The organism is Sphaerimonospora mesophila (assembly GCF_001417795.1).
Classification (GTDB): Bacteria; Actinomycetota; Actinomycetes; order Streptosporangiales; family Streptosporangiaceae; genus Sphaerimonospora; species Sphaerimonospora mesophila.
The window spans coordinates 196,067-222,877 of the sequence record NZ_BCBX01000032.1 but is presented as its reverse complement, the minus strand read 5'-3'; the positions used below and the strand labels follow the sequence as shown (position 1 = coordinate 222,877).

Here is a 26,811-nt window from a genome sequence, read left to right as displayed (position 1 = left end):
CGATCGCCCCCCCGGAGTGCTGGGCGATCGATGCGATCTCAGCGGGTTCCACGGCTACCTCTTAGTGCTTCAGCAGGCTCGCGTCATCGACCGACGCGGACCTGCGGGTTCGGAAGATCGTCACGATGATGGCCAGGCCGATGACGACCTCGGCCGCGGCCACGATCATCACGAAGAACGCGATGACCTGCCCGTCGAGGCTGCCGTTCTGCCGGGCGAAGGTGACGAACGCCAGGTTGCAGGCGTTGAGCATGAGCTCCACGCACATGAACACCACGATGGCGTTGCGCCGTACGAGCACGCCGACACCGCCGATGGCGAACAGCAGCGCGGAGAGCACGAGGTAGTGCGTCGTCACTTGGCGTCCTCCTCCACCAGCGGTTCGGTGTCGGCCAGCGGCTCGGTGTCCCCGAGCTCGTCATCGAGCGGCTTGGTCGGCCTCGTGTCGGCCGCCTGCTGCTCGGCGAGCGCCTCCTCCTGGAGGATCCGCGCGATCTCGGGGTCGATGGTGCCCTCGATGGCCTCGTGCCGGGCGATGATCCGGTTGACCGACAGCGGCGAGACGGCGCCGTCGGGCAGCAGCGCCGGCATGTCGATCGAGTTGTGCCGGGCGTAGGTGCCGGGTCCGGGCAGCGGCGCCGGGTTCTTGCCCGTCTTGCCGAAGGCGAGGAACCTGGCCCGCGACAGCTGCTTCTGCGTCGGCTTGCTCTCGGTGCGCTCCCGGTGGGCCAGCACCATCGCGCCGAGCGCGGCGGTGATCAGCAGCGCCGAGGTCACCTCGAAGGCGAACACGTGCCGCGTGAAGATCTGCTCGGCCAGGGACGGCACGTTGCCGGCCGCGGTGACCCCGGCCAGCCCCTTGGGCGCCGTCAGCAGCACGTTGCCGATGCCGAGCCCCAGCAGTACGGCGAAGCCGATCCCGGCGACGATCGCCCAGAACCGCTGGCCCTTGATCGTCTCCACCAGGGAGTCCGAGGAGTCGACGCCCACGAGCATGAGCACGAACAGGAACAGCATCATGACCGCGCCGGTGTAGACGATGATCTGCACGACGGCCAGGAACGGAGCGTCCTGGACCGCGTACAGCACCGCCAGCGAGATCATGACGACGCCGAGCATGAGGGCCGAGTAGACGGCCCTCCGGCTGAAAACGAGTCCGAGTGCGGCGGTCACCGAGACGACCGCGAGCACCCAGAACGTGATGGACTCACCCATTGCTACGACCCAACCGGTAGTAGTCCTCTTCGGTCTCGCCGAGACGCATCGGGTGGGGCGGCTGCTCCATACCTGGTCCCAGCGGCGCGAGGAGCATCTCCTTGGTGAAGATCAGCGATTCGCGGCTGGAGTCGGCCAGTTCGAACTCGTTGGTCATCGTCAGCGCCCGGGTGGGACACGCCTCGATGCACAGGCCGCACAGGATGCACCGCAGATAGTTGATCTGGTAGACGCGCCCGTACCGCTCACCGGGCGAGTACCGCTCGGAGTCGGTGTTGTCCCCGCCCTCGACGTAGATCGCGTCAGCGGGGCAGGCCCATGCGCACAGCTCACAGCCGATGCACTTCTCCAGCCCGTCCGGCCACCGGTTCAACTGGTGCCGCCCGTGGAAGCGCGGCGCTGTGGGCCGCTTCTCCTCCGGGTACTGCACGGTCACCGGCTTCTTGAACATGTGGTGGAAGGTGACGCCGAATCCCTTGATCGGGTTCAGCCAATCAGTTGCTCCCACTGGTCACCTCCTTGGCGTCAGCGTGAAGGCGCGCTTGTCGCGGCACGACTCCGTGGTAGTGCGGGAGGTCGAGCGGCGGCACCGGGAACCCGCCCGCCGTCGGTTCCTCGCGCAGCTGCTCGAACTCCGCCTCCATCTCGGCGGCCTTGGCCTCTCTGCGCCGCTGGTTGACCGTATCGAAGCGCAGCCAGATCGCGAAGGCGCCGACCAAAATCACCGCTCCGATGGCCAGAACCGCGCCGCGGGTGGTCTCCGGCATCCGCATGGCCTTGAAGGTGGCGGCGATCATGATCCAGCCCAGGTTGAACGGGATCAGCACCTTCCATCCGAAGGCCATCAGCTGGTCGTACCGTACGCGAGGCAGCGAGGCGCGCACCCAGACGAAGCACGCGAACACGAGGACCAGCTTGATGAAGAACCACAGCATGGGCCACCAGCCGGTGTTCGCCCCGTCCCACAGTGAGATCGGCCAGGGCGCCCGCCAACCGCCGAAGAACAGCGTGATCGCCATCGCGGACACGGTGAAGATGTTCACGTACTCGGCGAGCATGAACATCGCGAACTTCAGCGACGAGGCGTACTCGGTGTGGAACCCGCCGACCAGCTCGCCCTCGCCCTCCGGGAGGTCGAACGGCACGCGGTTCGTCTCGCCCAGCATCGTGATCGCGTAGATCGCGAACGACGGGGCCAGCGAGAAGACGTACCACGAGGGCGTCGGAATGCTCAGCCCGAAGACGTCCCATGTGCCGCCGTGTGCCTGGGAAGCCACGATCTCCGAGGTGGACAGCGAGCCCGCGTGGAGGAAGACCGCCACGAAGGACAGGCCCATCGCGACCTCGTACGACACGACCTGGGCCGCGGAACGCAGACCGCCCAGCACGGCGTACGGCGAACGCGAGCCCCAGCCGGCGAGCACGATGCCGTAGACGCCGATCGAGGCGGTGGCCAGCACCAGCAGCACCGCGACCGGAAGGTCGGTGAGCTGCAGCGGCGTCTTGTGGCCGAACATCCAGACCATCGGCCCGAACGGCACGACGGAGAAGGCCAGGAACGCCGGCACGGCGATGATCACCGGAGCCAGGAAGTAGATGACCTTGTCCACCGTGCGGGGCATGATGTCTTCCTTCAGCCCCATCTTCAGACCGTCGGCCACCGACTGGAGCAGGCCGAACTTGCCCGCTCGGTTGGGGCCGTAGCGGTGCTGCATGCGCCCGATGAGCTTGCGCTCGGTCCACACGCCGAACAGCACGCCCAGCATCAGGAACACGAAGATCGCGACGGCCTTGATGATGGTGATCCACAGGGGATCGTGGCCGAAGTCGTTCAGCGTGGGTACGTTGTTCACGACACGCTCCCGATCGTTACGACGTCTCCGCCCACGGCACTCAGGTCGCGGGTGACGGACAGGCCGGCGGAGTTCGACGGCACCCAGACCACGCGGTCCGGCAGGTCGGCGATCCGCACCGGCAGGACCACGCCGTCGCCGATGGTGATCTTTCCGCCGTCCACCGCGCCGATCTCGGCCGCGGTTGCCTCCGACAGCAGCGCCGCCGCCGGGCGGGCCGTGCCGGCCAGGTAAGGCTCGCCGTCCTGGAGCCGACCGTCGTCCAGCAGCAGGTGCCAGGTGGCCAGTACGGCCTCGCCGGCGCGCGGCTCACGGACCGGGCGGCCGGTCACCGCCGGGGCGGCCGGCCGGGTGCCCCGCCAGGCCCGCAGCTCGGCCATCTCACGGCGGGCGGCCGCGGCGTCCGGCAGGCCGAGGTGCACGTCCATGTAGTCGGCGATCGACGCGACGACCCGCAGGTCGCTCATCAGGCCGGGGACGGCGGTGGCCACCTCGAACTGGCGGCCCCTGCCCTCCCAGTCGACGAACGTGCCCGACTTCTCGGCCACGGCGGCGACCGGCAGCACCACGTCGGCGCGGTCGGTGACCGCGCTCGCCCGGATCTCCAGGCTGACGATGAACGGCATGTTCTCCAGCGCCGCCAGGGCCCTGTCCGGATCGGGCAGGTCGTAGGGGTCGACGCCGGCGACGACCAGCGCGTCGAGCTCCTCGCTCAGCGCCGCCTCGATGATGCCGGCGGTGTCCCGGCCCGGGGTCTCGGGCAGGGCGGCCACATTCCAGACGCGGGCGACCTCGCCGCGCGCTGTCTCGTCGTCGACCGGGCGGCCGATCGGCAGCAGGCCGGGCAGCGCGCCCGCCTCCAGCGCGCCCCGCTCGCCCGCTCGCCGCGGCACCCAGGCGATCCGCGCCCCGGTGGCCTGCGAGAGCCGTACCAGCGCCGTCAGCGCGCCGGGTGCGGTGGCCAGGCGCTCACCGGCGAGCACGATGGTCCCGGCGGGCAGTGACTCGCCGGAGATGAGGTCGCCGAGCGCCGCGGCCTCCGCGCCGGGGATGGTCCGGATCAGCGTGCCGTTCATCTTGGTCAGGCCGGGCGTCGTGTACGGGGCCAGCGCGTAGACCTTGAGCCCCTTCTTCCGCGCGGCCTTGCGCAGCCGCAGGAAGACGATGGGCGACTCCTCCTCGGGCTCGAAGCCGGCCAGGAGCACCGCCGGGGCGTTCTCCAGGTCGGCGTAGGAGACCTCGATGCCCCGGCCCGCGATGGCGTAGGCGAGGAAGGCCGCCTCCTCAGCCGAGTGCGGGCGGGCCCGGAAGTCGATGTCGTTGCTGCCCAGGGCGATCCTGGCGAACTTGCTGTAGGCGTAGGCGTCCTCGACGGTGAGCCGCCCGCCGACCAGCACACCGGCCCGGCCGCGTGCCCGGGCGAGGCCGTCGGCCGCGACGCGCAGCGCCTCCGGCCAGGAGGTCGGGACCAGCCTGCCCTCCTCGTCGCGGACGAGCGGCGACTTCAGCCGGTCGGGCTGGGTGGCGTAGGTGAAGGCCCAGCGGCCCTTGTCGCAGTTCCACTCCTCGTTGACCTGCGGGTCGTCCCCGGCCAGGCGGCGGGTGACCTTGCCGCGCCGGTGGTCGGTGCGCAGCGCGCAGCCCGAGGCGCAGTGCTCGCACGCGCTCGGCGTCGACACCAGGTCGAACGGCCGGGCGCGGAACCGGTAGGCCGCGCCGGTCAGCGCACCCACCGGGCAGATCTGCACGGTGTTGCCGGAGAAGTAGGACTGGAACGGCTCGCCGTCCGCCACGCCCACCTGCTCCTTGGCGCCGCGCTCGAAGAAGTCGATCAGCGGGTCGCCGGCGATCTGGTCGGAGAACCGGATGCACCGCGCGCACTGGATGCACCGCTCACGGTCGAGCAGCACCTCGCTGGAGAGCGCGATCGGCTTGGGGAACGTCCGCTTCTGCTCCTCGAACCGGCTCTCGCCCTGACCGTTGGACATCGCCTGGTTCTGCAGCGGGCACTCGCCGCCCTTGTCGCACATCGGGCAGTCGAGCGGGTGGTTGATCAGCAGGAACTCCATGACCCCGCGCTGTGCCTTCTCGGCGACCTGCGAGGTGAACTGCGTCTGCACCACCATGCCCTCGGCGACCTCGATGGCGCACGAGGGCTGCGGCTTGGGGAACCCGCGGCCGTTGCCCGCGTCGGGGATCTCCACCAGGCACTGGCGGCAGTTGGCCGCCGGGTCGAGCAGCGGGTGATCGCAGAACCTGGGGATCTGGATGCCCAGCAGCTCGGCCGCCCGGATGATCAGCGTGCCCTTCGGGACGGACACCTGAAAGCCGTCGATGGTGAGCGTCACCATGTCCACCGGCCGCTCGACCGGCCCGGTCGAGGTCGTCTGGATGCTCACTTGGCCCCCCACAGGGTGGAAGCAGCGGGATCGAACGGACAGCCGCCGATCTCGAAGTGCTTGAGGTATTCGTCGCGGAAGTACTTCACCGACGAGTAGACGGGGCTGGTCGCGCCGTCGCCCAGCGCGCAGAACGCGCGGCCGAGGATGTTGTCCGCGATGTCGACGATCTTCGCCAGGTCCTCCTCGGAGCCCTGGCCCTTCTCCAGCCGCCGGAGCATGAGCTTGAACCAGTAGGTGCCCTCGCGGCACGGCGTGCACTTCCCGCAGGACTCGTGCGCGTAGAACTCGCTCCAGCGCAGTACGGCACGCACCACGCAGGTCGTCTCGTCGAAGATCTGCAGTGCGCGGGTGCCCAGCATCGAGCCCTTGGCCCCGACCGACTCGAAGTCGAGCGGGACGTCCAGGTGCTCGGCGGTGAAGATCGGCGTCGAGGACCCGCCGGGGGTCCAGAACTTCAGCTCGTGCCCCGCGCGGATGCCGCCCGCCATGTCGAGCAGCTCGCGCAGCGTGATGCCGAGGGGCGCCTCGTACTGTCCCGGCCGGGTCACGTGCCCGGACAGGGAGAAGATCCCGAAGCCCTTGGACTTCTCGGTGCCCATGCTCGCGAACCAGTCGGCGCCGTTGGCCACGATGCTCGGGATCGAGGCGATCGACTCGGCATTGTTGATCACGGTCGGGCACGCGTACAGGCCGGCGACCGCCGGGAACGGCGGCTTGAGCCTGGGCTGGCCGCGGTAGCCCTCCAGCGAGTCGAGCAGCGCGGTCTCCTCACCGCAGATGTACGCCCCGGCGCCCGTGTGCACGACGAGTTCGAGGTTGTAGCCGGACCCGAGGATGTCGGCGCCCAGATATCCCTTCTCGTACGCCTCCCGGACCGCCGCCTGCAGCCTGCGGATGACGTGGAGCACCTCGCCGCGTACGTAGATGAACGCGTGGGAGGCCCTGATGGCGTAGGCCGTGATGATGACGCCCTCGACGAGCGAGTGCGGGTTGGCCATCATGAGCGGGATGTCCTTGCAGGTCCCCGGCTCGGACTCGTCGGCGTTCACCACGAGGTAGTGGGGCTTGCCGTCGTTCTGCGGGATGAAGCCCCACTTCATGCCGGTCGGGAAGCCCGCGCCGCCGCGGCCGCGCAGCCCCGAGTCCTTGACCATCTGGATGACGGCGTCGGGGTCCATGCCGAGGGCCTTCTTGGCCGCGGCGTACTCGCCGTATCCGTCGATCGTGAACGAGTCCGGCCGGTCCCAGTTCCTGGTCAGCACCGGAGTCAGCCGCGTCATGAGGCGTCGCTCCCCTCGGTCTGCTCGCCCGGCTTGGGGGCCTCCCAGCCGTTGGCCTTGGCGATCTTCAGGCCCTCCAGCGAGGGGCCGCCGGCCGGCGGGCCGTCACCGGCCTGGCCGTCGGGGAACCCGGCGAGGATCCGCGAGGCCTCCTTGAACGTGCACAGCCGCCTCGGCCCGCGGGTGGGCGAGACCTCCTTGCCCGCCTGCAGGTCGTCGACGAGCTGCTTGGCCGACTCGGGAGTCTGGTTGTCGAAGAACTCCCAGTTGACCATCATCACCGGGGCGAAGTCACAGGCGGCGTTGCACTCCAGCCGCTCCAGGGTGATCTTCCCGTCGGAGGTCGTCTCGTCGTGGCCGACGCCGACGTGCTCGCTGAGCTCGTCCCAGATCTGGTCGCCGCCCATGATCGCGCACAGCGCGTTGGTGCACACGCCGACGTTGTACTCGCCGGCCGGCTCCCGCTTGTACATGGTGTAGAAGGTCGACACGCCGACCACCTCGGCCTTGGACAGGCCGAGCATCTCCGCGCAGAACTCATGCCCGTCGTCGGAGATGTAGCCGTCCACCGACTGCACGAGGTGCAGCAGCGGCAGCAGCGCCGACCGCGGCCGGGGGTAGCGATCGATGATCTCCTTGGCGTCCGTCTCCAGACGCTCGCGGACTTCGGGTGAGTACGTCACCGATCCACACCTCCCATGACGGGGTCGATCGAGGCGACCGCCGAGATCACGTCGGCGACCATGCCGCCCTCGCAGGTCGCGGGGATCGCCTGCAGGTTCGTGAAGGACGGGTCACGGAAGTGCACACGGTAGGGGCGGGTGCCGCCGTCGCTCACCACGTGCGCGCCGAGCTCGCCGCGCGGTGACTCCACCGCGGCGTACGCCTGCCCGGCCGGCACCCGGAAGCCCTCGGTCACCAGCTTGAAGTGGTGGATCAGGGCCTCCATCGAGGTGCCCATGATGTGGGCGATGTGGTCGGGCGAGTTGCCGAGACCGTCGGGGCCGAGCGCGAGCTGCGACGGCCAGCCGATCTTCTTGTCGTCGATCATCACCCGGCCGCCCTTGAGCGGGCCGGACAGCCGGTCGAGCGTCTGCTCGATGATCTTCAAGGACTCCTCCATCTCGTCCATCCGGATGAGATAGCGGCCGTACACGTCGCAGGTGTTCTGCGTCGGGACGTCGAACTCGTAGGTCTCGTAGCCCGAGTAGGGCTGCGACTTGCGCAGGTCCCAGGGCAGGCCGGCCGCCCGGAGCACGGGCCCGGTGACACCGAGCGCCATGCACCCCGTGAGGTCGAGGTAGGCGACGTCCTTGGTGCGGCGGGTGTAGACCGGGTTGGCGTCGAGGAGCTTGCGCATGTCCTTGATGCGCTTCGGCATGATCTTGAGGAACTCGCCGACCTTGTCGACCGCGCCGGCCGGCAGGTCGACGCTCACGCCGCCCGGCCGGACGTAGGCCATGTTCATCCGCAGGCCGGTGATGTACTCCATGATGTCGAGCACCATCTCGCGCTCGCGCAGCCCGAAGAGGAACGGAGTGGTCGCGCCCAACTCCATGCCGTAGGTGGCGACCGCCATCACGTGGGAGGAGATGCGCGTGAGCTCCATCATCAGGACCCGGATGGCCTGCGCGCGGTCCGGCACCCGATCGGTGATGCCGAGCAGCCTCTCCACCGCCATGCAGTACGCCGTCTCGTTGAAGATCGGCGAAAGGTAGTCCATCCGGGTGACGAACGTGACCCCCTGGGTCCACGTACGGAACTCGAGGTTCTTCTCGATGCCGGTGTGCAGGTAACCGATCACCGGGCGGACCTCGGTGACGTTCTCGCCGTCGAGCGTCAGCACGAGCCGGAGCACGCCGTGGGTCGACGGGTGCTGCGGGCCCATGTTGACGATCAGGCGCTCCTCGGACGACTCGGTGACGGTCTGCACCAACTCGTCCCAGTCCTGGCCCGCGACGTCGTAGATCCGGCCCTCGGCTTCGGTGGCAGTCACGAGTAAGACCTCCTCTGGTCGGGCGCGGGGATCTCGGCGCCCCGGTACTCGACCGGGATCCCGCCGAGGGGATAGTCCTTACGCTGCGGGTGGCCCTCCCAGTCGTCGGGCATCTGGATCCGGGTCAGTGCCGGATGGCCGTCGAAGATGATCCCGAAAAAGTCGTAGGTCTCCCGCTCATGCCAGTCGTGCGTGGGGTAGACCGAAACCGTGGAGGGAATGTGCGGGTCGGCGTCCGGGCAGGCGACCTCCACCCGGATGCGCCGATTGTGGGTGATCGAGCACAGATGGTAGACAGCACGCAGCTCCCCACCCGTTTCCCCAGGGTAGTGCACCCCGGAGACGCCGAGGGACAGCTCGAACCGCAGCGCCGGGTCATCGCGCAGATGCCTCATGACCTCGGGCAGACGCTCTCGCGCCACGTGGAAGGTGATCTCGCCGCGGTCGACGACCACCCGCTCGATCGCGTCGCCGACGGTCGGCTCCAGGGCGTCGGCCACGTCGTCGAAATACGACCCGTACGGCCGGGCGCTGGACGGCTTCGGCGGGCGCCGTACGACCAGGCGGCCGTAGCCGGAGGTGTCGCCGGTGCCCTTGGCGCCGAACATCCCCTTACGGACGATCGGCTGCTCGCCCTGCACCACGGGCAGATTCGCCGGGCTCGCGTCCTCGGGACGTACGTTCTCGTCGCTCACTTACCGGCCCCCTGATCGATCAGCGGCAGCGTGCGCAGTGCCCGGCGTTCGAGTTCGTCGATCTGCCTGGCCCGGTGCGCGCCGAACTTCACGTTCTGGATCTTGTCGTGGAGCTTGACGATGGCGTCGATCAGCATCTCCGGGCGGGGCGGGCAGCCGGGCAGGTAGATGTCGACCGGCACCACGTGGTCCACGCCCTGCACGATCGCGTAGTTGTTGAACATCCCGCCGCTGGACGCGCAGACGCCCATCGAGATGACCCACTTGGGCTCGACCATCTGGTCGTAGATCTGCCGGAGGACCGGTGCCATCTTCTGCGACACCCGGCCCGCCACGATCATCAGGTCGGCCTGGCGGGGAGACGCGGAGGCGCGCTCCATGCCGAAACGGGCGAGGTCGTGCTTCGGGCCACCGGTGTTCATCAGTTCCATCGCGCAGCACGCGAGGCCGAAGGTGGCCGGCCAGACGGAGTTCTTCCTGGCCCATCCCGCCACCTGCTCGACGGTGGTGAGCAGGAACCCGCTCGGGAGTTTCTCTTCAAGACCCATGGCTAATCCCAATCCAGTCCGCGACGGCGCCAGACGTAGGCGTACGCCACAAGCACGGCGACGATGAACAACACCATCTCGACCAGCCCGAACAAGCCGAGCTTGTCGAAGGCGACGGCCCACGGATAGAGGAAGATGATCTCGATGTCGAACACGATGAACAACATCGCCGTGATCATGTACTTCAGCGGGAAGCGGCCACCGCCGACGGGCTGCGGCGTCGGATCGATGCCGCACTCGTAGGCGTCCAGCTTGGCGCGGTTCCAGCGCTTCGGCCCGGTGAAGGGCGCGATGCTTACGGAGAACACGGCGAACCCCGCCGCGAGGACCGCGAGCACCAGGATCGGCACATACAGCTGCATGGCTACATGTCCTCGCTTGCTCGATGGATCAGGGCGGTCTGAGTGCAGAGAATGTCGTTCATGCGGATGGAGCCACCTTGGACAGGGCGTTGATGATGCGGTCGGAGGCGTCGCCCCGCCGGTCTGTGAGATTAGCCAGAAGCTTGAAGGCGAACCTCATCAGGGTGGGGTGGGGCAGACCGTGCCGCGTGGCGAACTTCATCACCCCAGGTCTGCCGATCGCCTCGACGAACATGCGGCCGAGGGTGAAGTATCCGCCGTATGCGTCTTTGAGGATACGCGGATAGGCGAGCAGCACTCGCTCTCGCTGAGCTGCGGTCCCGCGGGCCAGCGCCTGCACGATGACGTCGGCGGCGATCCTGCCGGTCTCCATGGCGTACGCGATGCCCTCGCCGTTGAACGGATTGATCGTCCCGCCGGCGTCGCCGACGAGCACCAGCCCGCGAGTGTAGTGGGGCTGCCGGTTGAAGGCCATCGGCAGCGCCGCACCCCTGATCGGGGTGGTCATGTTCTCTTCCTTGTAACCCCACTCGGCCGGCATGTTCTTCACCCAGCGCCTGAGCAGGTCGCGGTAGTCGATGCTCTTGAACGCCTCGCTGGTGTTGAGCAGGCCGAGACCGACGTTGGAGGTGCCGTCGCCCACGCCGAAGATCCACCCGTAGCCGGGCAGCAGCCGGTCGCCGTCCCACAGCTCCAGCCAGGTCTCCAGGTAGTCGTCGTCGTGGCGTGGGCTGCGGAAATAGGTCCGTACGGCCACGCCCATCGGCCGGTCGGTCCGCTTGTGCAGACCCATCGCGATCGACAGACGGGTGGAGTTGCCGTCCGCCGCGACCACGAGTCTGGCCGTGTAACTTTCATCCTCACCGTCGCGCCGGACCCTGACCCCGGTGACGTGTCCGCTGCGCTCGTCCAGGATCGGACCGGTGACGTTGGCGCCCTCGATCAGCCGGACGCCCGCGCGTTCTGCATGCCTGACCAGGATCTCGTCGAAGTCCGCGCGGGTGCGCACCATGCCGAAGTCGGGAAAGCTGTGCAGCTCCGGCCAGTCGAGCTGCAGGCGCAGCCCTCCGCCGACGACTCGCAGGCCGCGGTTCCTGATCCAGCCGGGGCCGTCGATGTCGACGCCCATGGCGACGAGCTCCCTGACCGCACGGGGTGTGAGCCCGTCGCCGCAGACCTTCTCCCGGGGGAACCGCGTCTTCTCCAGCAGCAGGACGCTCAGGCCGGACTTGGCCAGGTGAAAGGCGACCGCGGAACCGGCAGGTCCCGCCCCGACGACGATGACGTCGGCGTCGATCCCCCGCTGTACGCGGGCTTCCACGCCACGCCTACTTGTTCGCTCGCTTCGCTCGCCGCGGCTACTTCTTGTTCGCTCGCTTCGCTCGCTCACGGGGACCTGTCCTGTCAGGAAGGAAGGCCTCGGGGGCCCTTCGTGCCTTTGTGAACAACTTCACAAACTGTCGCGCTGCAGTCTAGCCCCTTTCAACTAGACGGTGTCAGACGGGTGGTCGCACCGCTCTATGGAGCGCCACGATGCCGAGGGTCAGGTTGCGCCAGGCGACCCTCTCCCATCCCGCTTCCTGGATGATCTTCGCCAGCGTGGGCTGGTCGGGCCATGCCCGGATCGACTCCGCCAGGTATTGGTAGGAGTCGGGATTCGAGCTGACCAACCGGGCCACCGGTGGCAGCAGCTTCATCAAATACTGATGATAGACCAGGTCAAAGGGCCTTACGACCGGCGTGGAGAACTCACAGACCACCAGTCGGCCACCCGGTTTGGTCACCCGCATCAGCTCTCTCAGAGCCTGTCCCGTGTCCGCCACGTTCCGCAGCCCGAACGAGATCGTCACCGCGTCGAACGTCCCGTCGGCGAACGGCAGCCGCAACGCGTCCCCCGCGACGAAGGTCACACCGCGGACGCCACCGCCGTACAGTCCGGAGCCGCCGCGCCGCGCCACGCCGGTGCGCAGCATGCCGAGGGAGAAGTCGCACGCGATGGCCCGCGCGCCGAGCGCGGTGAACGCCTCGGTCGAGGTGCCGGTGCCGGCCGCGAGATCGAGCACGAGCTCGCCGGGGCCCGCGTCGACGGCTCCGGCCGTGGCCTTACGCCACGCCCTGTCCATCCCGAGCGAGAGGACGTCGTTGACCAGGTCGTACCGCTGGGCCGTGCGATCGAACATCGCGGCGACCTCGTGCGGCTGCTTCTCCAGCGATGCGCGCGTCATGGACGCAAGCCTAGGTGTACGGCCCGCGCCGCGCGGCGGCCGCCATCCGGCCACCGGCGCCCGATGAGCGGAACGTAGTTCGCCGATTACGCTCAGTCTGCTAGAACTTGGGGAATGCGCGCGAGAAACGTACTGGTCACAGCACCGGCGACGGCACCCCTGACGGCACGGGTCGCCCCGACCCCCTCTCCCGCGATCTCACCCGGCGCCCCTGCCGCGCCCGGGAGGCAGCCGGCCCGCCCAGGTCGGGGGCGGGTCGCCCGGCCCCGGAGTCGGGATCATCGATCCCATCACCGGCCGAGCTCCGACTCGGACCCGGACGTGAGAAAGGGGAATCTGGGTAAAGGCGTTCCTGACCGTATAGAAGGAGCTTTTGGTGGGAAGCGACACAAGGAGACTCGAGCATGAGTACCATGCCCGAGTCGGCCTGTTCCTGGCCGCCTAGTCCTCTCTCGCTCTCCGGCGATTCCCGGCGATCCGCTGGCTGACCGCGTCGCGCTGCTTGGACAGCAGCACGTAGCTGGCCAGCCCACTCACCAGGAGGGCCACTGCGAGCAGCAGGAGGCTGCGCATGCCGACGAGATAGAGGACTCCGAGGGCGACGGCGAACAGGCCGAGCCGCGAAAGGGTGTAAACGACAACCGGGTGCACAGCGTCGAGGTTACGTCACCCTGTCGACACGGCTGTCTCTCTTCGCATCTGGTGCGAGCACTGCTAGGGTTCACATCAAGGTGCTTTTGTAAAGAAACACCCATGAGCGCCCCAAAGATGCTCTATCATATAACAATCGGGCACTGAGCCGGTAACAACCCGTGATCTTCTGCGAAAACCACGGATAAATCAGGCTTCGCTCGGCACACTGGTTAACCTGTCCGCCCGCTGCAGGACGCGGGACGCGAGGGGGAGAGATTGTGGAGAGTAGCAGCGAGCGACTGCTGACTCCTGGAGAGGTTGCCGCCCTCTTCAGGGTTGACCCGAAGACCGTGACACGTTGGGCCGCGGCTGGGCGCATCAGCAGTATCCGTACCCCCGGGGGGCACCGGCGCTTCCGCGAATCGGAAGTGCACGCCCTCCTTCGCGGCGAGGACGTTCTGACGGCTGACCGGCCGAACGGCGACTCACCGCGAGTCTGACACAGGTAAGTGGCAGCATCAGGTGATCCTGCGCGGCACCCGGAAGGCGCAGGGTCACCAGGTCAGTCTGCCCGACCGGCATCGTCCTGCTCCCCTGCCGGTCGCCTCGGCTCCGATCACTCCTGGTCTGCCTTGAACGCCAGGAACTCCCGTTCGAGTTCGTCGTTCTCCGCCAGCCAGCGGCTGCGCCGTCGCGCCGCCTCCTCCTCAGTGATCGACTCGGCCGCCCAGCGCTCGTACTCAGGCTCCCCCGGGGCGACCTCCACGTACGCGTTGCCGATCAGGCGGCCGTCATCGCTCGTCAGCGATTGAGGCACCCGCAGCGTGCCGTCACCGAGCCGGATCACATACATCCGAACCACCTTGGGAGTGTCCTGAGGATCTTTGCCGTGGCGAGGATCGGCCAGATGGATGCCTCGCGAGGCCGAGGAGAAGCCCATGGTTGAGCCATGGGTGAGGAGCGGAATGCGGCGAGGCGCCCTCTGGACGGCCCCGGTAGGCCAAGAAGATCCATAGGACACCCCCCTAGATCCCGTAACGCCGGTTGAAGAACAGCATGACGCCCAGCGCCGTCCGCGTGTCGCCGCCGAGCATGTCCACCAGGGCGGGGCGCTGCCGGGACGCGATCGCCGCGAACGCGTCGGCGAAGAACTCCTTACGCCCGAGGCCGCCGGGCTGCCGGTGGAACGACGACGCGAGGAGCGGCAGGCACTCCTCATAGAGGGCGGCGAACTCGGGCGAATCCGACACCCACTCCCCGGAGCCCGCGTCCACGTCGTCCAGCGCGTGCCCCACCTCGTGCATCATCACGTCGGGCGTCGGCGACGGCCGATCTCCCACCACGATCTTGCGATCGCCGTACGCACCGGCGCAGACGTCCCACGTCGCCCGTCCGGACGGCAGCGGCGCACCGCGCAGGTAGCCCATGTCGTCCAGGTCGGGCACACCGCCGCGGCCCACGTAGATGCCGTCCAGCCCGATCGCCAGTTTGGCCTTGAGCTGCTCGGGCAGCCGCGCCAGGCTGTCGATCGCCCGGACGGCGTCGGCCGAGGGAGGACCGTCCACCGCGTCCCACTGCCGGTAGAGGATGCGCTCCAGCGGTCCGCAGTGCCGGCGGCCGTCCCCCAGATCGGGGGCGTCCGGCGGATGCGGCCGTGCCCGCAGGGGCTGGTCGTCCAGTTCGAAGTCGTCCCACGTGTACTGCGGCCGGTCGTCCACCACGGGTGCGGTCACCGTGTGCATCCGCTCGACGGACCGTTCCGCCGGCCGCTTGCCCGGCCACTCGGTCGGCCAATCGCCCGGCCACTCGGCCGCCCAGTCCGCCGATCGCTCAGCGGCCCGTTCCGAGGTCCGCTCCGAGGTCCGCTCCGAGGTCCGCTCCGAGGTTCGTTCTGGGGTTCGTTCGCGCTCGCGTGACCGCTCCGGGACATCGACCCTGCGGTGCGACGACATGTACAGCCCGCGCTGCCACCACCGAACCCCTCGCCGGTGGCGGCCTCTGTCGGCCGGCTCCGCCATCAGACCCCACTTATGCTTGACGATCGTCTCCGCACGCTCTGTACCGGTCCACCGTACGATGCCGACCCGGCCACGTCACCGGGAACGGCTGTTCGGCCCGGGCGTGACGATCACGTGGTGGTATGGCTTACCGTGATGGGCATGCCTAGCGTGGTTATCGGTCTGGCGCTGCTGGCCTTCTGGCTCTACTGCCTGTTCGACGTGATCACGACCCCCGATCAGGCCGTACGAAACCTGCCCAAGGTTCTGTGGGTCCTCATCGTGGTGCTCCTCGTCGACCTGGGCGGCCTGTTCTGGCTGCTCCTCGGCCGTCCGCTCGCCGCGGCCGGCGCCGTACGCGAGCCGAAGGAGACCTTCGGCCCACTGGCCAGCCGGGGAGGTCAGCGCGGCCCGGCCCCGCGTGGTCCGGAGGACGACCCGGAGTTCCTCCGCCACCTGGAACGCCGCCTCCGCGACGAGGACTGACCCCCTACCCGGGAAGCTGCGAGGGACGCCGGTCACATCGAGAGATCGAACTGACGACCGCTGCGCCATTCGACCAGCAGCACGGTCGCGTCGTCCTGCAGCCTGCCGCGCTGATGCCGCAGGATGGCGTGGATCAGGCGCCGGACGGTCTCCGGAGCGGAGATGCCGTCGGCCTCCCGCTTGATGATGAAGTTGGTGAACCGCTCCAGCCCGAACCTTTCCCCCTCCGGGGTCTCCGCCTCGGTGATGCCGTCCGTGTAGAACAGCAGCCGGTCGCCGGGTTCGAGCTGATAACGGGGGAGCCTCCTGGCCGGGCTGAGTGCGAAGCCCATCGGCAGATCGGGCGAGCTGTCCAGCACCGCGGCGACCCGTCCGTGCCGCAGGACCAGCGGAGGAGGATGCCCCCGGTTCACCCAGGTCAGCCAGCCGGTGGGCAGGTCCAGGTCGGCCAGGATGCCGGTGGCGAACCGCGACCCGGCGAACTGCTCGGAGATCGCCTCGTCGATCGCGTCGCTGACCGCGAGCAGCCCGATGTCCCTGCGGCGGTTGTTGCGGTACGACCCGAGGGCGATGGTGGCGGTCAACCCCGCCGAGGTGTCGTGCCCCATCGCGTCGAACACCGCCAGATGCAGGGTGTCGTAGTCGAGGCCGTAGTCGAAGGCGTCCCCGCCCACGGAGTAGGCGGGCTCCAGCGCCGCGCTGACCGTCAGCGTTTCCGTGGCGAAGGTTCTGATCGGCATGAGCGTCCACAGCACCTCGGCGGACAGGTGCATGTCCTCCGTGCGCGCCAGCCGCGCGTAGGCGTCGCTCGGGTCGCGCTTGCTCATCACCATCAGGGCGATCAGGGCGCTCAGCTCGGCCACCCGTCGTTTGGTGGTCTCGTCGACCCTGGGCACCGTGACTCCGAACACGCCCACCCGCTCTGTGCCGTCCAGCAGCGGTGCCCACAGGCGGCGGGCGCTGCCGCTCCCGACCGGCTCGGCGACCTCGGCGACGTCGGGGTCCGTGTCAGAATCGCCGTCGGGGCCGCTGTTGGCGCCGCCGTTGGGGCCGGCGGCGGGACGGACCTGGACGATCTCCACGTTGCGATAGGCGCGCCCCGCCAGAGTCGTGTCGATGGGGACGCGCTTGAGCGGCTCCCCCGACGCGTCGCGCTGGCCGGGCAGCGGTATGAGCAGGCGTCCCTGCAGGTCGGCGACGTAGATCATGACCTCGGTCAAGCCGGCCGACCGGAGACGCTCACCGACCACACGCGCCAGATCCTTGAGCGGGGTCAGGTGGTGCGCGCGCACCAGGTCGCCCAGGATCCGCTCGTTGTCGCATCCGTGCGCGGGCATGCCTTCCCCGCCCACCTGCCTCAGCCCCCCGGCGGATGCCAGTCGGCCAGCAGCACGGCGGCGTCGTCCTGCGGGCCGCCCTGCTGATGGTCCACGACCGCGTGGATCAGCCGACGCACGATCTCCGCCCTCGGCAGCGCGTCCGCCTCGCCGCGCAGGACGAAATCGGCGAAGCGCTCCAGGCCGAACCGCTCGCCGGTGGGCGACCTCGCCTCGGTCACGCCGTCGGTGTACATCAGCAGCCGGTCGCCGGGCTCGATCCGGCGGCGGGCGAGCCCGGACGCCGGGCCCAGGCTGAAGCCCATCGGCGGATCCGGCGGGCTCTCCAGGACGGCGGCGACCCGCCCGTCGCGCAGCAGGAGCGGCGGGGGATGCCCGCGGTTCACCCAGGTCAGCTCGCCGGTGCGGATGTTCAGGTCGGCCATGATGCCGGTGGCGTACCGGGACGTGGAGAACTGGTCGGCGATCGCCTCGTCGATCGCCTCACTGGCCACGATCGGACCGGCCTCCCGACGGCGGCTGTCACGGTACGACCCCAGAGCGATGGCCGTGGTCAGTCCGGCGGAGGTGTCATGCCCGATGGCGTCGAAAATCGCCATGTGCAGGACGTCGCCGTCCAGCGCGTAGTCGAACGCGTCCCCGCCCACGATGTAGGCGGGCTCCAGGGCGGCGCTGACGCCCACCGTCTCGGTGGCGAACGTCCTCGGCGGCATCAGGGTCCACAGCATCTCGGCGCCCACCCGCATTGACCGGCCGCGCACGAGCCGGGCATAGGAGTCGCTGGCGCGATATTTGCTCATCAGCACCAACGTGAGCAGCGTGGCCAGGTCGCTGATCCGCCGCTCTGCGACCTCGTCGGCCTCCGGCGTGGTCACGCCGAGCAGGCCGAGCCGTTCCATGCCGTCCACCAGCGGCACCCACAGCCGTACGGGACCGCCGGACGCGGCCGCCGACGGCTCTCCGGCCACCCGGGCGGGATCGGCTCGCATGATCTCCAGGACGCGAAAGGCCCGACCGGCCAACGTCGCGTCGATGGGAATCGGCTCAAGCGGCTTCCCGTCCGCGTCACGCTGACCGGGCAGCGGCAGCAGCACGAGCCGCCGCAGATCCGCCACGTAGATCATCACCTCGGAGAAGCCGAGGCGCGCGGCATGCTCGGCGGTCACGGCCGGCACGCGTTCCAGGGGGATCAGCGGGTAGGCGCGCACCAGGTCGGCCAGGACCAACGCGGCCTGGTGATCGGAAACCGGATGATCGGCCACAGGAACTCCCCCGACTTCGCTCCTGTCCACATCCTTCCTACCCAGGATTCCCCGGTGGAAGCTACTGGGGCACGTCGGCGTACGAGTGGAGACCGGGCAGGAAGATGTTCACACCGACCAGGTTGAACAGCAGGCACACGAACGCGATGAGCGACACGATGATGGCGGCCTTGCCGCGCCATCCGGCGGTCGCCCGAGCGTGCAGGTAGGCGGCGTACACGATCCAGGTGATGAAGGACCACACCTCCTTGGGATCCCAGCCCCAGTAGCGGCCCCACGCGCGGTCGGCCCACAGTGCGCCGGCGATGACGGCGAACGTCCAGATTGGGAAGGCGATCACGATCGCGCTGTGCGCGATGCGTTCGAGGTCGGCCCTGACGGGCAGGACGGAGGGCCGCCCGTCCCGGCGGATCAGGTAGAGGACCCCGCAGACGCCCGCCAGAGTGAACAGCCCGCTCGCGGCGATGGCAGCGCTGACGTGGATGGCGATCCAGTACGAGTGCAGCGCGGGCATCACCGGCCCGGCCTGGACGTGCAGGAAGAGTACGGCGAAGCCGAGGCCGAGGGCGACGGTCACCGTGACGAACGCGCCGAGGAAGCGGATCGGCCGCCGCACCAGCACCACGAGGAACGTCGTGACCGCGGCGAAGCACAGCGCCACCACGAACTCGTACATGTTGCCCCACGGCCACCGGTCGGCCGCCAGACCACGGGCGAGGATGCCCGCGAGGTGGCCCGCCCACGCGATCCAGGTGAGGACGACCGCCACGACGCCGGCCCGCACCGCCCAGGCGGCGGGCGCCGGCTCAGCATGGTCCTCGGCCTCGTCGGTGGAGGCCGCGTCGGCGGAAGCCGTGTCGGCCGGCCCGCCGTCGACTCCGCCACCGCCGCCGGTCCGGGCACCGGCCCCCACCAGCTCACGTTTCGCGGCGACGGCGGTGGCCGTACGGGCCCGGCCGAAGGCGAGCTCCAACGCGAAACCGATCATGGCGACCAGATAGAGCAGGACGGTGACCAGGATGAGCTGATCGCTCAACGTGGCCAGTCCCTCATTGGTGGGCATATTCGCTACTCCTCGCGAAGCATGGTGACGATCTCGGCGAACTCCGTGGAGAAGGCCGCGCCACTGCCTTCGGTGCGGGTCAATCCTCCCACCGTGACCTTCCCGTCCCTCATCCGCACCCAGACGCGGCGGCGCCGGACGGTCAGCGACAGCACCAGTCCGAGGACCGCGGCGCTCGCGGCCAGCAGTGCGGGCAACCGGCCCGGGTCATAGGTGATCTGGAGACTGATCCACTCCTTGACCCCGGTGAACTGGATCTTCCCGGCGCCGTCGGCCAGTTCGAGGGTGTCGCCGACGGCCAGCGGCTTGGGCTCGGCCGACATCTTGCCCAGCGGCTTCAGCCCGTCGGTGTCGAGCTGGTAGACCGACTGCGGCACGCCCGACTTCATGCCGAGGTCTCCCCCGAACGGGAAGATCTGCACCGTCGGGTTGACCGCGCCGGGGAACACGGAGACCCACGCCTCGCCGTTCGGCACGGTGGTGGGCAGGAAACGACCCAGGAAGCCGAGCTGCATCGGCTCGGCGTCGGGGGCCTTGATGACGCACTCGGACGTGTAGGTGGCCTGATTCTCCGCGAGGCACGGCACCGGCCCCTCATAGGCGACCTGGCCCTTGCCGTCGGTCACCTTGAACGTGGGGGCGTAGCCGTGGCCGATGAGGTAGGTGAGTGTGCCGTTGACGTCCAGCGGCTCGTTCACCTTGAGCTCGAAGTCGCGCGGCGCGGACGTCGGGGAGTCCTGCACCGAGATCTTCGCGCTGTAGTCGATCGGCTGGCCCTGCTTGGCCCCGGCGGCCACATAGCTGGCCTGGAAGTCCTTCAACGTGAACGAGTACGGCTCCAGCGACTCGGCCGACACCCGCTGCCCCGGCATGAACCGGTCGTAGGCCGCCACCGCGTTGGCGAAGCCGTCGCCCTCCACCACGAGCACGTTGCCGCGGTAGCCGTACAACGCACCGGCGCCCACCGCGAACAGCAACGCGAGCAGCGCGAGGTGGAAGAGCAGGTTGCCGGTCTCGCGCAGGTAGCCCTTCTCGGCCGCCACCCAGTCGGGTCCGGTGACGACGCGGAACCGCTTGCGGCGCAGCCGCCTCGCCGCCTCCTCGACGGTCAGTTCGCCCTCGAAGGCCTCGCCGTACGGCAGGCGCAGCAGCTTGCTCGGGGCGGCCGGGGGTTTGCGGCGGATCTCCTTGATGTGCAGCATGGCGCGGGGCAGCACGCACCCGGCCAGCGAGATGAACAGCAGCAGGTAGATCGCGGCGAACCAGGGCGAGCCGAACACGTCGAACAGCCAGAACCTGTCGAGCCATTTCGCCGCGGTCGGATTGTCCTGGAAATACCGCGCGACCTGGCCGGGGTCGACGCCGCGCTGCGGGTAGATCGATCCGGGGATCGACGCGAGCGCGAACAGGAACAGCAGGATCAGCGCGGTACGCATCGAGGTGAGCGTCCGCCAGCCCCAGCGGAGCCAGCCGACCAGTCCCAGCTTGATCGATCCCTGCCTGCCCGGCCTCTGGCCGGAGGGCGGACCTTGCGTGGTGGGCTCGGGTTCCGCCGGCGCCTGCCCGTCCGGTTTCGTCGTCTCGACGTCGCGGGGGGTCGCCATCAGATCACCGGCTCGAATCCGCCGATCCAGCCCTGCAGACCGGCGATCATGCCGCCCCACAGGCCGGTCACGAGCAGCACGCCCACGGTGACGAGCATGGCACCCCCGATGCGAGTGATGAGCGGCGTGTGACGGCGCACCGCCTTGAACGCGTGCAGCGCCTTCCGGTAGACGAGCCCGGCCAGCACGAACGGCAGGCCGAGACCCAGAGCGTACGCGAAGGCGAGCACGGCGCCGCGTACGGCGCTGCCCTGGTCGACCGACAGCGTGAGGACCACGGCCAGCGTCGGCCCGATGCAGGGCGTCCAGCCGAGACCGAAGACGATCCCGAGCAGCGGAGCTCCGGCGAGGCCGGCCGCCGGAAGCCGGTGGATCCGCAGGTCTCGCTGCAGCCCCGGGATCAGACCGAGGAACGCGAGACCGAGGACGATCGTGATCGCCCCGAGCACCCGCGTGATGACCTCGGCGTTGCCCAGCAGCATGCCCCCGAGGCCGCCGAAGAGCGCGCCGCCGAGCACGAACACGGCCGCGAAACCGAGCACGAACAGGGCGCTGCCGAGCACCATCCGCCCCCGCTTGGGGTCCCCGCTCATCCCGGTGACGTACGACAGGTAGCCGGGGACCAGCGGCAGCACGCACGGCGAGACGAACGACACCAGGCCGGCGATCACCGCGATCGGCACGGCCACCAGCAGCGAGCCGGTCGCGACCGTCGTGCCTATGTCACCCATCGTTCACCGGCCGCCCTCGTCGGCCACCTTGGTGACGGCGCCCAGCAGGTCGTTGTACTTGACGGCGCCGAGCGCGCGGGCGGCGATGCGGCCCTTGCCGTCGATGATCAGGGTCGACGGGATCGCGGCCGGGGGCACGGTGCCCTGGAAGGCCAGCAGCACCTTGCCGGTCTTGTCGAAGATGCTCGGATAGCCGGGCTGGACGCTCCGCTCGAACGCCTGGGCGGAGGCCTCGAGGTCCTTGAAGTTGACCCCGACGAACTCCACGCCCTTCGGTTTCATCGCGGCCGCGATGTCCTTGAGCACCGGTGCCTCGGCCCGGCAGGGAGCGCACCAGGACGCCCAGAAGTTCAGCACGTAGGTTCTGCCCGGCTCCAGCTTCGCCGTGCCGCCGTCCAGCGTGGGGCCCTCGACCGCCGGGGCCGCGTGGCGCTCGGCGGCGTCGAAGAACTCGACCCGGCCGTCACCGGCGACGAACCGCGTGTCACCGGATTTGGGCTGGCCGGCCTGGCTGCCGGCGCAACCCGTCAGGGCCGCGGCGGCCGTCACCGCCAGCACTGCGATCACGGTCCGGCTCTGGGCGGACCTGGTGGCGGACCTCTTGGCGGACACTGGAGGAGGATCTCCCTACACTACGACCGGTAGAGCTATCAGCCTACCGATCGACTGCCGTGCCCCATCCGCGAGCCCCGCGTGACGGTCCCGTCCGCGAGCCTGGTCAGCGGCCCCCTGGTACGTACGCCCGGCCCTGTTGTGTACGGCTTCGAGGCGTACGGCCCGGCCGGCTCAGCCGCTCTCTTTGAACAGCGCGGCCTCGCCCTGCGGCGGGGTGCCCCTGAGCAGTGCCCCGGCGGGCTCGCTGTAGCCGACGCTGACGAGGCGGTCCCCCTCGAAGGTGAAGCTGGTGAGGCTCGCCAGCGCGCACTGCCTGCGCCGCGGGTCGTGCCAGAGCCGGCGGCCCTCCGCCGCCAGCCGGGTGACCCAGATGGGCAGTTGGTGGCTGACGAGCAGCGCCTCGTGGCCGCGCGCCTGCGCGCGCGCGTCGTCGATGACCGACTTCATCCGCGCCACGACCTCGATGTACGGCTCGCCCCACGACGGCCGGAAGGGATTGGTGAAGTGGCGATAGCGGCGGGGATCACGGAAGAGCGGGCCGCCCCCGCCGACGCGCACGCCCTGGAAGACGTTGGCCGCCTCGGTCAGCCGCTCGTCGAGGCCGATCTCCAGGCCGAGGGCGCGGGCCGACGGCTCGGCCGTCTCCTGGGCGCGCTCCATCGGAGAACTCCAGACCACGGCGATGTCCCGGCCGGTGACCGCCTTGGCGACCGTCTCCGCCATCCGCCGCCCGAGTTCGGACAGGTGATAGCCCGGCAACCTGCCGTACAGCACACCGGTGGGGTTGTCGACCTCCCCATGGCGCAGGAGGTGGACGACGGTCGTCTCAGTCATCGTCACGACAGCCTACAGCGCACGCGTGACGGAGTGCCTCGACGGCCGCGCGGATGGCGGGTCGGCGGGCCGCGTCGGTCCGCCAGACGGCGTAGATCTGCCTCGTGGGCGGCGGATCGATCTCCAGTACGGCGACGCCCGGCGGCAGCGGGCCGCGCCCCAGCCGGGGGATCAGCGCGCACCCGTGCCCGGCGGCGACGAACGCGAGCTGGGTCGGATACTCGTCGGCGACGCAGACGACCCGGGGTTCCAACTCGGCGGAGCGGAGCAGGAACACCAGGAAATCGTGGCAGATCATGCCCGGCGTCGAGCTGATCCAGTCGTCCCCGGCGAGTTCCGTGAGCGACACCCTGCCCGCGCCCGCCAGCGGATGGCCGGTCGGCACCGCGACGTCGGCGATGTCGTGGAGCAGTGTCGCACGCGACAGGCCGTCGGGCAGCGCCATCGGACGGTTGAGCCAGTCCGGCACCACAGCGAGGTCGATCTCGCCCCGGGAGACCTCGCGGACCTGCCGCTCCGGCTCGCGCTCGTACACGAGCAGGTCGAGGTCGGGATGACGCTCCTTCAGCGTGGACAGCGCACGCGGCAGGATGCCCCGGGCGCCCGTCGGAAAGGCGGCCACCGTCAGCTTGCCGACGACCGTGCCCCGCAGCGCCTCGAAATCGGCCTCGGCTATCTCCACCAGGGCGAGGATGCGCTGTGCGTGATCGGCCAGCAGGCCGGCCGCGTCGGTCAGCCGCACCCCGCGCCCGTTGCGCTCGACGAGCACGCTGCCGGTCTCGCGTTCGAGCTTGGCGATCTGCTGGGAGATGGCCGAGGGGGTGACCATCAGCGCCTCGGCCGCCGCGCCCACCGATCCGTACACCGAGACCGCGTGCAGCGCCTTCAACCGATTCAGATCCAACACATAAGTCACCCTAAATCCAAATCCCGAAAAAATCTCACCGGCACTCAACCGTCGCATGATGGACTCGCCGTGACAGGCCGACCGGGAGACAATGGGGTGTGGACACGGAGATGAGCGGGATGACCACGCAGGGCGACGACGACGCTGTTACCGTGCACGACGTGAGCAGCGCACTCGAGTACTGGCCCGCCCCGCCTCCGTGGGGATGGACAGCGGACGACCTCGATCATCTGCCTTCGGACGGCCCGAACGGCGAGCCCGACTTCTTCAAACACGTCGAACTGATCGATGGAGCCCTGATCTTCATGTCCCCCCAGTGGCGATTCCACGAGTGCCTCATCCGAGGCCTGACCGAAGGGCTCGACTCCCAAGCTCCCGACCACCTGGCGGCAGTGCAACAGATGGATGTCAAGCTCGGCCCCCGGACCCGCCCATGCCCGGACGTGATGATCATCGATGCCGAGGCCGCGGCGGACATGGCCCGCACCTGTTATGAGGTGCCGGAGGTCCATCTCGTGATCGAGATCGTCTCCCCGGAGTCGGTGGAACGCGACCGCAAGCTCAAACCGCCACGGTACGCGGAGGCGGGCATCCCCCACTTCTGGCGGGTGGAGGAGAACGAGGGCAGGCCCGTCGTCTACGTCTACGAGCGTGACCCCGCCACCGGCTCGTACGGCCTTACCGGCATCCACCACGGCCTGCTGACCGTGTCCGTACCCTTCCGGATCGAGATCGATCTCGCTCGGCTGGTGAAGTGAGTTTCAGGCGCCAGTGGCCTGGGCGGCCGCCTTGGCGGCGGTGGGAAGCGCGTCGGCGATTCGACCGATCGCCTCCTCGTCGTGGGCGGCCGACAGGAACCACGCCTCGAACGCCGACGGCGGCAGGTAGACCCCCCGGTCGAGCATGCTGTGGAAGAACGCCCGGTACGCCCCGGAGTCCTGGGCCTTCGCCGAGTCGAAGTCGACCACCGGCCCGTCGGTGAAGAAGATCGAGAAGAGGTTGCCGGCCCGCTGGAGCCGGTGGGGCACGCCCGCCGCGCTCAGCGCCTCGGCGGCGGCCTGCCCGACCGCCTCGGCCGCCGCGTCCACCCTGTCGTAGACGTCCTGGTCGCAGGCCCGGAGCGTGGCCAGCCCGGCCGCGCAGGCCAGGGGGTTTCCGGACAGCGTGCCCGCCTGGTAGACGGGCCCCTCGGGGGCGAGGTGCGCCATCACGTCGGCCCGGCCGCCGAACGCCGCCGCCGGCAGTCCGCCGCCCATCACCTTGCCGAACGTCATCAGGTCGGCCTCGACCGGATCGATTCCGTACCAGCCGGAGGCGGAGACCCGGAAGCCGGTCAGGACCTCGTCGACGATCAGCAGTGCGCCGTGCTCGGTGCACAGCTCCCGCAGGCGCCGGTTGAACCCCGCGGCGGGCGGCACCACGCCCATGTTCGCGGGGCACGCCTCGGTGATGACGCAGGCGATCTCGAACGTGCGGAACGCCTCCTCGACCGCCGGCACCGAGTTGTACGGCAGGACGATCGTGTCGGCCGCCGAGGCCCCGGTGACCCCCGGCGTGTCGGGCAGGCCGAAGGTGACCACGCCGGAGCCGGCGGAGGCCAGCAGCGCGTCCACGTGTCCGTGGTAGCAGCCCGCGAACTTGACGATCTTCGAACGGCCGGTGAAGCCGCGGGCCAGCCGTACGGCCGACATCGTGGCCTCGGTGCCCGAGCTGACCAGGCGGACCTTCTCGACCGGGCCCACGCGGGAGGCGATCTCCTCGGCGAGCAGGACCTCGCCCTCGGTCGCGGTGCCGAACGAGAAACCGCGGGCCACGGCCTCCTCCACGGCCGCCACGACACCGGGGTGCCGGTGACCGAGGATCATCGGACCCCAGGAGCACACCAGGTCGACGTAGCGGTTGCCGTCCACGTCCGTGACGTACGGCCCCTGGCCCGAGGCCATGAAGCGGGGCGTGCCGCCCACGGCGCCGAAGGCGCGAACCGGCGAGTTCACCCCGCCGGGGACGATCTCACCGGCACGTGCGAACAGGGCTTCCGAGGTCTGCGTTCGAGTCACGGCTCCCACATTACGGTCCCGGATCACCGGCCCGGCCCACGGGTCGCTCCCGGGGTCAGTCGCAGAAGTCGGCGAGCAGGTCGAGGACGCGCAGTGGGTCGGGGAGGGGACGGCCGTCCGGCGGCCGGATCCACCGCACGGTCAGGTCGTCGGGCAGCGTCGAGGGCGGCGCCAGGACGTAACTGTCCCGGCAGTGCCAGCGCAGGCCGGGGGTGGCGTCGATGGTCGCGGGCCCGGCGTCCAGGTGGCACGACCACCACTCGTCCTCGTCCTCGGGGGCTCCCCGGGTCGCGACGTAAAAAAGGGCCCGGTCGCCGTTTTCGGCGACCGGGCCCGAGTCGAAGTCGGCGGCGTCCATCGCGGCCAGCGCGGCCGTGCCGACCGTGACGGGTACGTCGAACACGTCGAACACGCGGCCGGTCGGCAGGATCACGTTGGCCTCGGGGTCCTGCCGCCACCATCGCGTGAGCAGCGCGGAGTCCGTCGTGGCCTGCAACTGCCAGGCGGGTGACAGCGGATGCCTGCCCGGATCGGGACAGCCCACCCGGTCACATGAACAGGCCCTGCCGCCCCCGCTCAGCGGATGGGCGCCGGGACAGCTCGGCCAGCCGAGCCGGGCGTAGTCCAGCACCGACGTGATCTTCCCTGATGTCCGGTGCGGACGCCGTTTCGCGCGCCGGGCCAGCGGCACCCCCACCATGCTGCTCCT

The 26,811-nt window shown here is 69.5% G+C and carries 29 protein-coding genes; 3 read left to right on the top strand and 26 right to left on the bottom strand.

Annotated features, from left to right (window positions below; translation table 11 throughout):
- Nucleotides 1-61 precede the first annotated feature (61 nt).
- The 14 genes from nuoK to AP234_RS08640 all read right to left on the bottom strand — a co-directional run bounded on the left by nuoK (nucleotide 62) and on the right by AP234_RS08640 (nucleotide 13,227).
- Complete coding sequence (nuoK, locus tag AP234_RS08705) at nucleotides 62-358, bottom strand: NADH-quinone oxidoreductase subunit NuoK (protein ID WP_055479063.1); 297 nt, start codon at nucleotides 356-358, stop codon at nucleotides 62-64.
- The gene (locus AP234_RS08700) at nucleotides 355-1,215 is read right to left on the bottom strand and encodes an NADH-quinone oxidoreductase subunit J (protein WP_055479062.1); all 861 of its coding nucleotides are present in this window, start codon (nucleotides 1,213-1,215) and stop codon (nucleotides 355-357) included. The genes nuoK and AP234_RS08700 overlap by 4 nt, the downstream gene beginning before the upstream one ends.
- Complete coding sequence (nuoI, locus tag AP234_RS08695) at nucleotides 1,208-1,723, bottom strand: NADH-quinone oxidoreductase subunit NuoI (protein ID WP_083501916.1); 516 nt, start codon at nucleotides 1,721-1,723, stop codon at nucleotides 1,208-1,210. The genes AP234_RS08700 and nuoI overlap by 8 nt, the downstream gene beginning before the upstream one ends.
- Entirely contained in the window at nucleotides 1,710-3,068 is a 1,359-nt protein-coding gene (gene nuoH / locus AP234_RS08690) for an NADH-quinone oxidoreductase subunit NuoH (RefSeq protein WP_055479061.1), read from the bottom strand. Before nuoH ends, nuoI begins: the two co-directional genes overlap by 14 nt.
- A complete protein-coding gene (locus AP234_RS08685; protein WP_431998374.1) occupies nucleotides 3,065-5,419 on the bottom strand; it encodes an NADH-quinone oxidoreductase subunit G in 2,355 nt (784 codons plus the stop codon). Before AP234_RS08685 ends, nuoH begins: the two co-directional genes overlap by 4 nt.
- 44 nt (nucleotides 5,420-5,463) lie before the next feature.
- Nucleotides 5,464-6,750 carry an NADH-quinone oxidoreductase subunit NuoF gene (gene nuoF / locus AP234_RS08680; RefSeq protein WP_055479059.1) on the bottom strand — a complete coding sequence of 429 codons (1,287 nt, stop codon included), beginning with the start codon at nucleotides 6,748-6,750 and terminating at the stop codon, nucleotides 5,464-5,466.
- Complete coding sequence (nuoE, locus tag AP234_RS08675) at nucleotides 6,747-7,433, bottom strand: NADH-quinone oxidoreductase subunit NuoE (protein ID WP_055479058.1); 687 nt, start codon at nucleotides 7,431-7,433, stop codon at nucleotides 6,747-6,749. The genes nuoF and nuoE overlap by 4 nt, the downstream gene beginning before the upstream one ends.
- A complete protein-coding gene (locus AP234_RS08670; protein WP_055479057.1) occupies nucleotides 7,430-8,746 on the bottom strand; it encodes an NADH-quinone oxidoreductase subunit D in 1,317 nt (438 codons plus the stop codon). Before AP234_RS08670 ends, nuoE begins: the two co-directional genes overlap by 4 nt.
- Entirely contained in the window at nucleotides 8,743-9,441 is a 699-nt protein-coding gene (locus tag AP234_RS08665; protein ID WP_083501915.1) for an NADH-quinone oxidoreductase subunit C, read from the bottom strand. The genes AP234_RS08670 and AP234_RS08665 overlap by 4 nt, the downstream gene beginning before the upstream one ends.
- Nucleotides 9,438-9,989 (bottom strand): NuoB/complex I 20 kDa subunit family protein, encoded by a 552-nt coding sequence (locus tag AP234_RS08660; protein ID WP_055479056.1) that lies wholly within the window; start codon nucleotides 9,987-9,989, stop codon nucleotides 9,438-9,440. The genes AP234_RS08665 and AP234_RS08660 overlap by 4 nt, the downstream gene beginning before the upstream one ends.
- A 2-nt stretch (nucleotides 9,990-9,991) precedes the next feature.
- Entirely contained in the window at nucleotides 9,992-10,351 is a 360-nt protein-coding gene (locus AP234_RS08655; protein ID WP_055479055.1) for an NADH-quinone oxidoreductase subunit A, read from the bottom strand.
- A gap of 58 nt (nucleotides 10,352-10,409) precedes the next feature.
- On the bottom strand, nucleotides 10,410-11,672 hold the full coding sequence (locus tag AP234_RS08650; RefSeq protein ID WP_055479054.1) for a geranylgeranyl reductase family protein: 1,263 nt from the start codon (nucleotides 11,670-11,672) through the stop codon (nucleotides 10,410-10,412).
- Nucleotides 11,673-11,847: 175 nt separating this feature from the next.
- On the bottom strand, nucleotides 11,848-12,576 hold the full coding sequence (locus tag AP234_RS08645; protein WP_055479053.1) for a demethylmenaquinone methyltransferase: 729 nt from the start codon (nucleotides 12,574-12,576) through the stop codon (nucleotides 11,848-11,850).
- Nucleotides 12,577-13,017: 441 nt separating this feature from the next.
- Nucleotides 13,018-13,227 (bottom strand): DUF4229 domain-containing protein, encoded by a 210-nt coding sequence (locus tag AP234_RS08640; protein WP_055479052.1) that lies wholly within the window; start codon nucleotides 13,225-13,227, stop codon nucleotides 13,018-13,020.
- Between the two features lie 260 nt (nucleotides 13,228-13,487).
- On the opposite strand from AP234_RS08640, the gene AP234_RS34755 reads away from it, so the two are divergent.
- Complete coding sequence (locus tag AP234_RS34755; RefSeq protein ID WP_036325312.1) at nucleotides 13,488-13,709, top strand: BldC family transcriptional regulator; 222 nt, start codon at nucleotides 13,488-13,490, stop codon at nucleotides 13,707-13,709.
- 116 nt (nucleotides 13,710-13,825) lie between these two features.
- Here the strand turns inward: AP234_RS34755 and AP234_RS08635 are convergent, their stop codons facing one another.
- Nucleotides 13,826-14,062, bottom strand: coding sequence for a hypothetical protein (locus AP234_RS08635; protein WP_055479051.1), 237 nt, complete (start codon nucleotides 14,060-14,062; stop codon nucleotides 13,826-13,828).
- Nucleotides 14,063-14,234: 172 nt separating this feature from the next.
- The gene (locus AP234_RS08630; protein ID WP_055479050.1) at nucleotides 14,235-15,227 is read right to left on the bottom strand and encodes a hypothetical protein; all 993 of its coding nucleotides are present in this window, start codon (nucleotides 15,225-15,227) and stop codon (nucleotides 14,235-14,237) included.
- 141 nt (nucleotides 15,228-15,368) lie between these two features.
- Here AP234_RS08630 and AP234_RS08625 point away from each other — a divergent pair, with 141 nt between their 5' ends.
- Nucleotides 15,369-15,692, top strand: a complete 324-nt coding sequence (locus AP234_RS08625; protein WP_063842844.1) for a PLDc N-terminal domain-containing protein — start codon at nucleotides 15,369-15,371, stop codon at nucleotides 15,690-15,692.
- Nucleotides 15,693-15,724: 32 nt separating this feature from the next.
- Here AP234_RS08625 and AP234_RS08620 read toward each other — a convergent pair whose 3' ends face one another.
- From AP234_RS08620 to AP234_RS08585, 8 genes are all read right to left on the bottom strand, one after another.
- On the bottom strand, nucleotides 15,725-17,029 hold the full coding sequence (locus AP234_RS08620) for a PP2C family protein-serine/threonine phosphatase (RefSeq protein WP_055479048.1): 1,305 nt from the start codon (nucleotides 17,027-17,029) through the stop codon (nucleotides 15,725-15,727).
- A gap of 20 nt (nucleotides 17,030-17,049) precedes the next feature.
- A complete protein-coding gene (locus tag AP234_RS08615) occupies nucleotides 17,050-18,291 on the bottom strand; it encodes a PP2C family protein-serine/threonine phosphatase (protein ID WP_235558039.1) in 1,242 nt (413 codons plus the stop codon).
- A 61-nt stretch (nucleotides 18,292-18,352) separates the two neighbouring features.
- The gene (gene ccsB, locus AP234_RS08610; protein ID WP_055479047.1) at nucleotides 18,353-19,354 is read right to left on the bottom strand and encodes a c-type cytochrome biogenesis protein CcsB; all 1,002 of its coding nucleotides are present in this window, start codon (nucleotides 19,352-19,354) and stop codon (nucleotides 18,353-18,355) included.
- Nucleotides 19,355-19,359: 5 nt separating this feature from the next.
- Nucleotides 19,360-20,958 (bottom strand): cytochrome c biogenesis protein ResB, encoded by a 1,599-nt coding sequence (gene resB, locus AP234_RS08605; RefSeq protein WP_083501914.1) that lies wholly within the window; start codon nucleotides 20,956-20,958, stop codon nucleotides 19,360-19,362.
- Nucleotides 20,958-21,689, bottom strand: a complete 732-nt coding sequence (locus AP234_RS08600) for a cytochrome c biogenesis protein CcdA (protein WP_055479046.1) — start codon at nucleotides 21,687-21,689, stop codon at nucleotides 20,958-20,960. Before AP234_RS08600 ends, resB begins: the two co-directional genes overlap by 1 nt.
- A gap of 3 nt (nucleotides 21,690-21,692) precedes the next feature.
- Nucleotides 21,693-22,301 carry a TlpA family protein disulfide reductase gene (locus AP234_RS08595; protein ID WP_235558038.1) on the bottom strand — a complete coding sequence of 203 codons (609 nt, stop codon included), beginning with the start codon at nucleotides 22,299-22,301 and terminating at the stop codon, nucleotides 21,693-21,695.
- A gap of 174 nt (nucleotides 22,302-22,475) precedes the next feature.
- Nucleotides 22,476-23,138 carry a histidine phosphatase family protein gene (locus AP234_RS08590; RefSeq protein ID WP_083501955.1) on the bottom strand — a complete coding sequence of 221 codons (663 nt, stop codon included), beginning with the start codon at nucleotides 23,136-23,138 and terminating at the stop codon, nucleotides 22,476-22,478.
- Nucleotides 23,131-24,045: a LysR family transcriptional regulator gene (locus tag AP234_RS08585; protein ID WP_055479044.1), complete on the bottom strand. Its 915-nt coding sequence runs from the start codon at nucleotides 24,043-24,045 to the stop codon at nucleotides 23,131-23,133. The genes AP234_RS08590 and AP234_RS08585 overlap by 8 nt, the downstream gene beginning before the upstream one ends.
- Before the next feature lie 161 nt (nucleotides 24,046-24,206).
- On the opposite strand from AP234_RS08585, the gene AP234_RS08580 reads away from it, so the two are divergent.
- Entirely contained in the window at nucleotides 24,207-24,803 is a 597-nt protein-coding gene (locus tag AP234_RS08580) for a Uma2 family endonuclease (protein WP_063842843.1), read from the top strand.
- 3 nt (nucleotides 24,804-24,806) lie between these two features.
- Here the strand turns inward: AP234_RS08580 and hemL are convergent, their stop codons facing one another.
- On the bottom strand, nucleotides 24,807-26,102 hold the full coding sequence (gene hemL / locus AP234_RS08575; protein ID WP_083501913.1) for a glutamate-1-semialdehyde 2,1-aminomutase: 1,296 nt from the start codon (nucleotides 26,100-26,102) through the stop codon (nucleotides 24,807-24,809).
- Between the two features lie 55 nt (nucleotides 26,103-26,157).
- Entirely contained in the window at nucleotides 26,158-26,802 is a 645-nt protein-coding gene (locus AP234_RS08570) for a bifunctional DNA primase/polymerase (protein WP_055479043.1), read from the bottom strand.
- Between the last annotated feature and the right edge of the window lie 9 nt (nucleotides 26,803-26,811).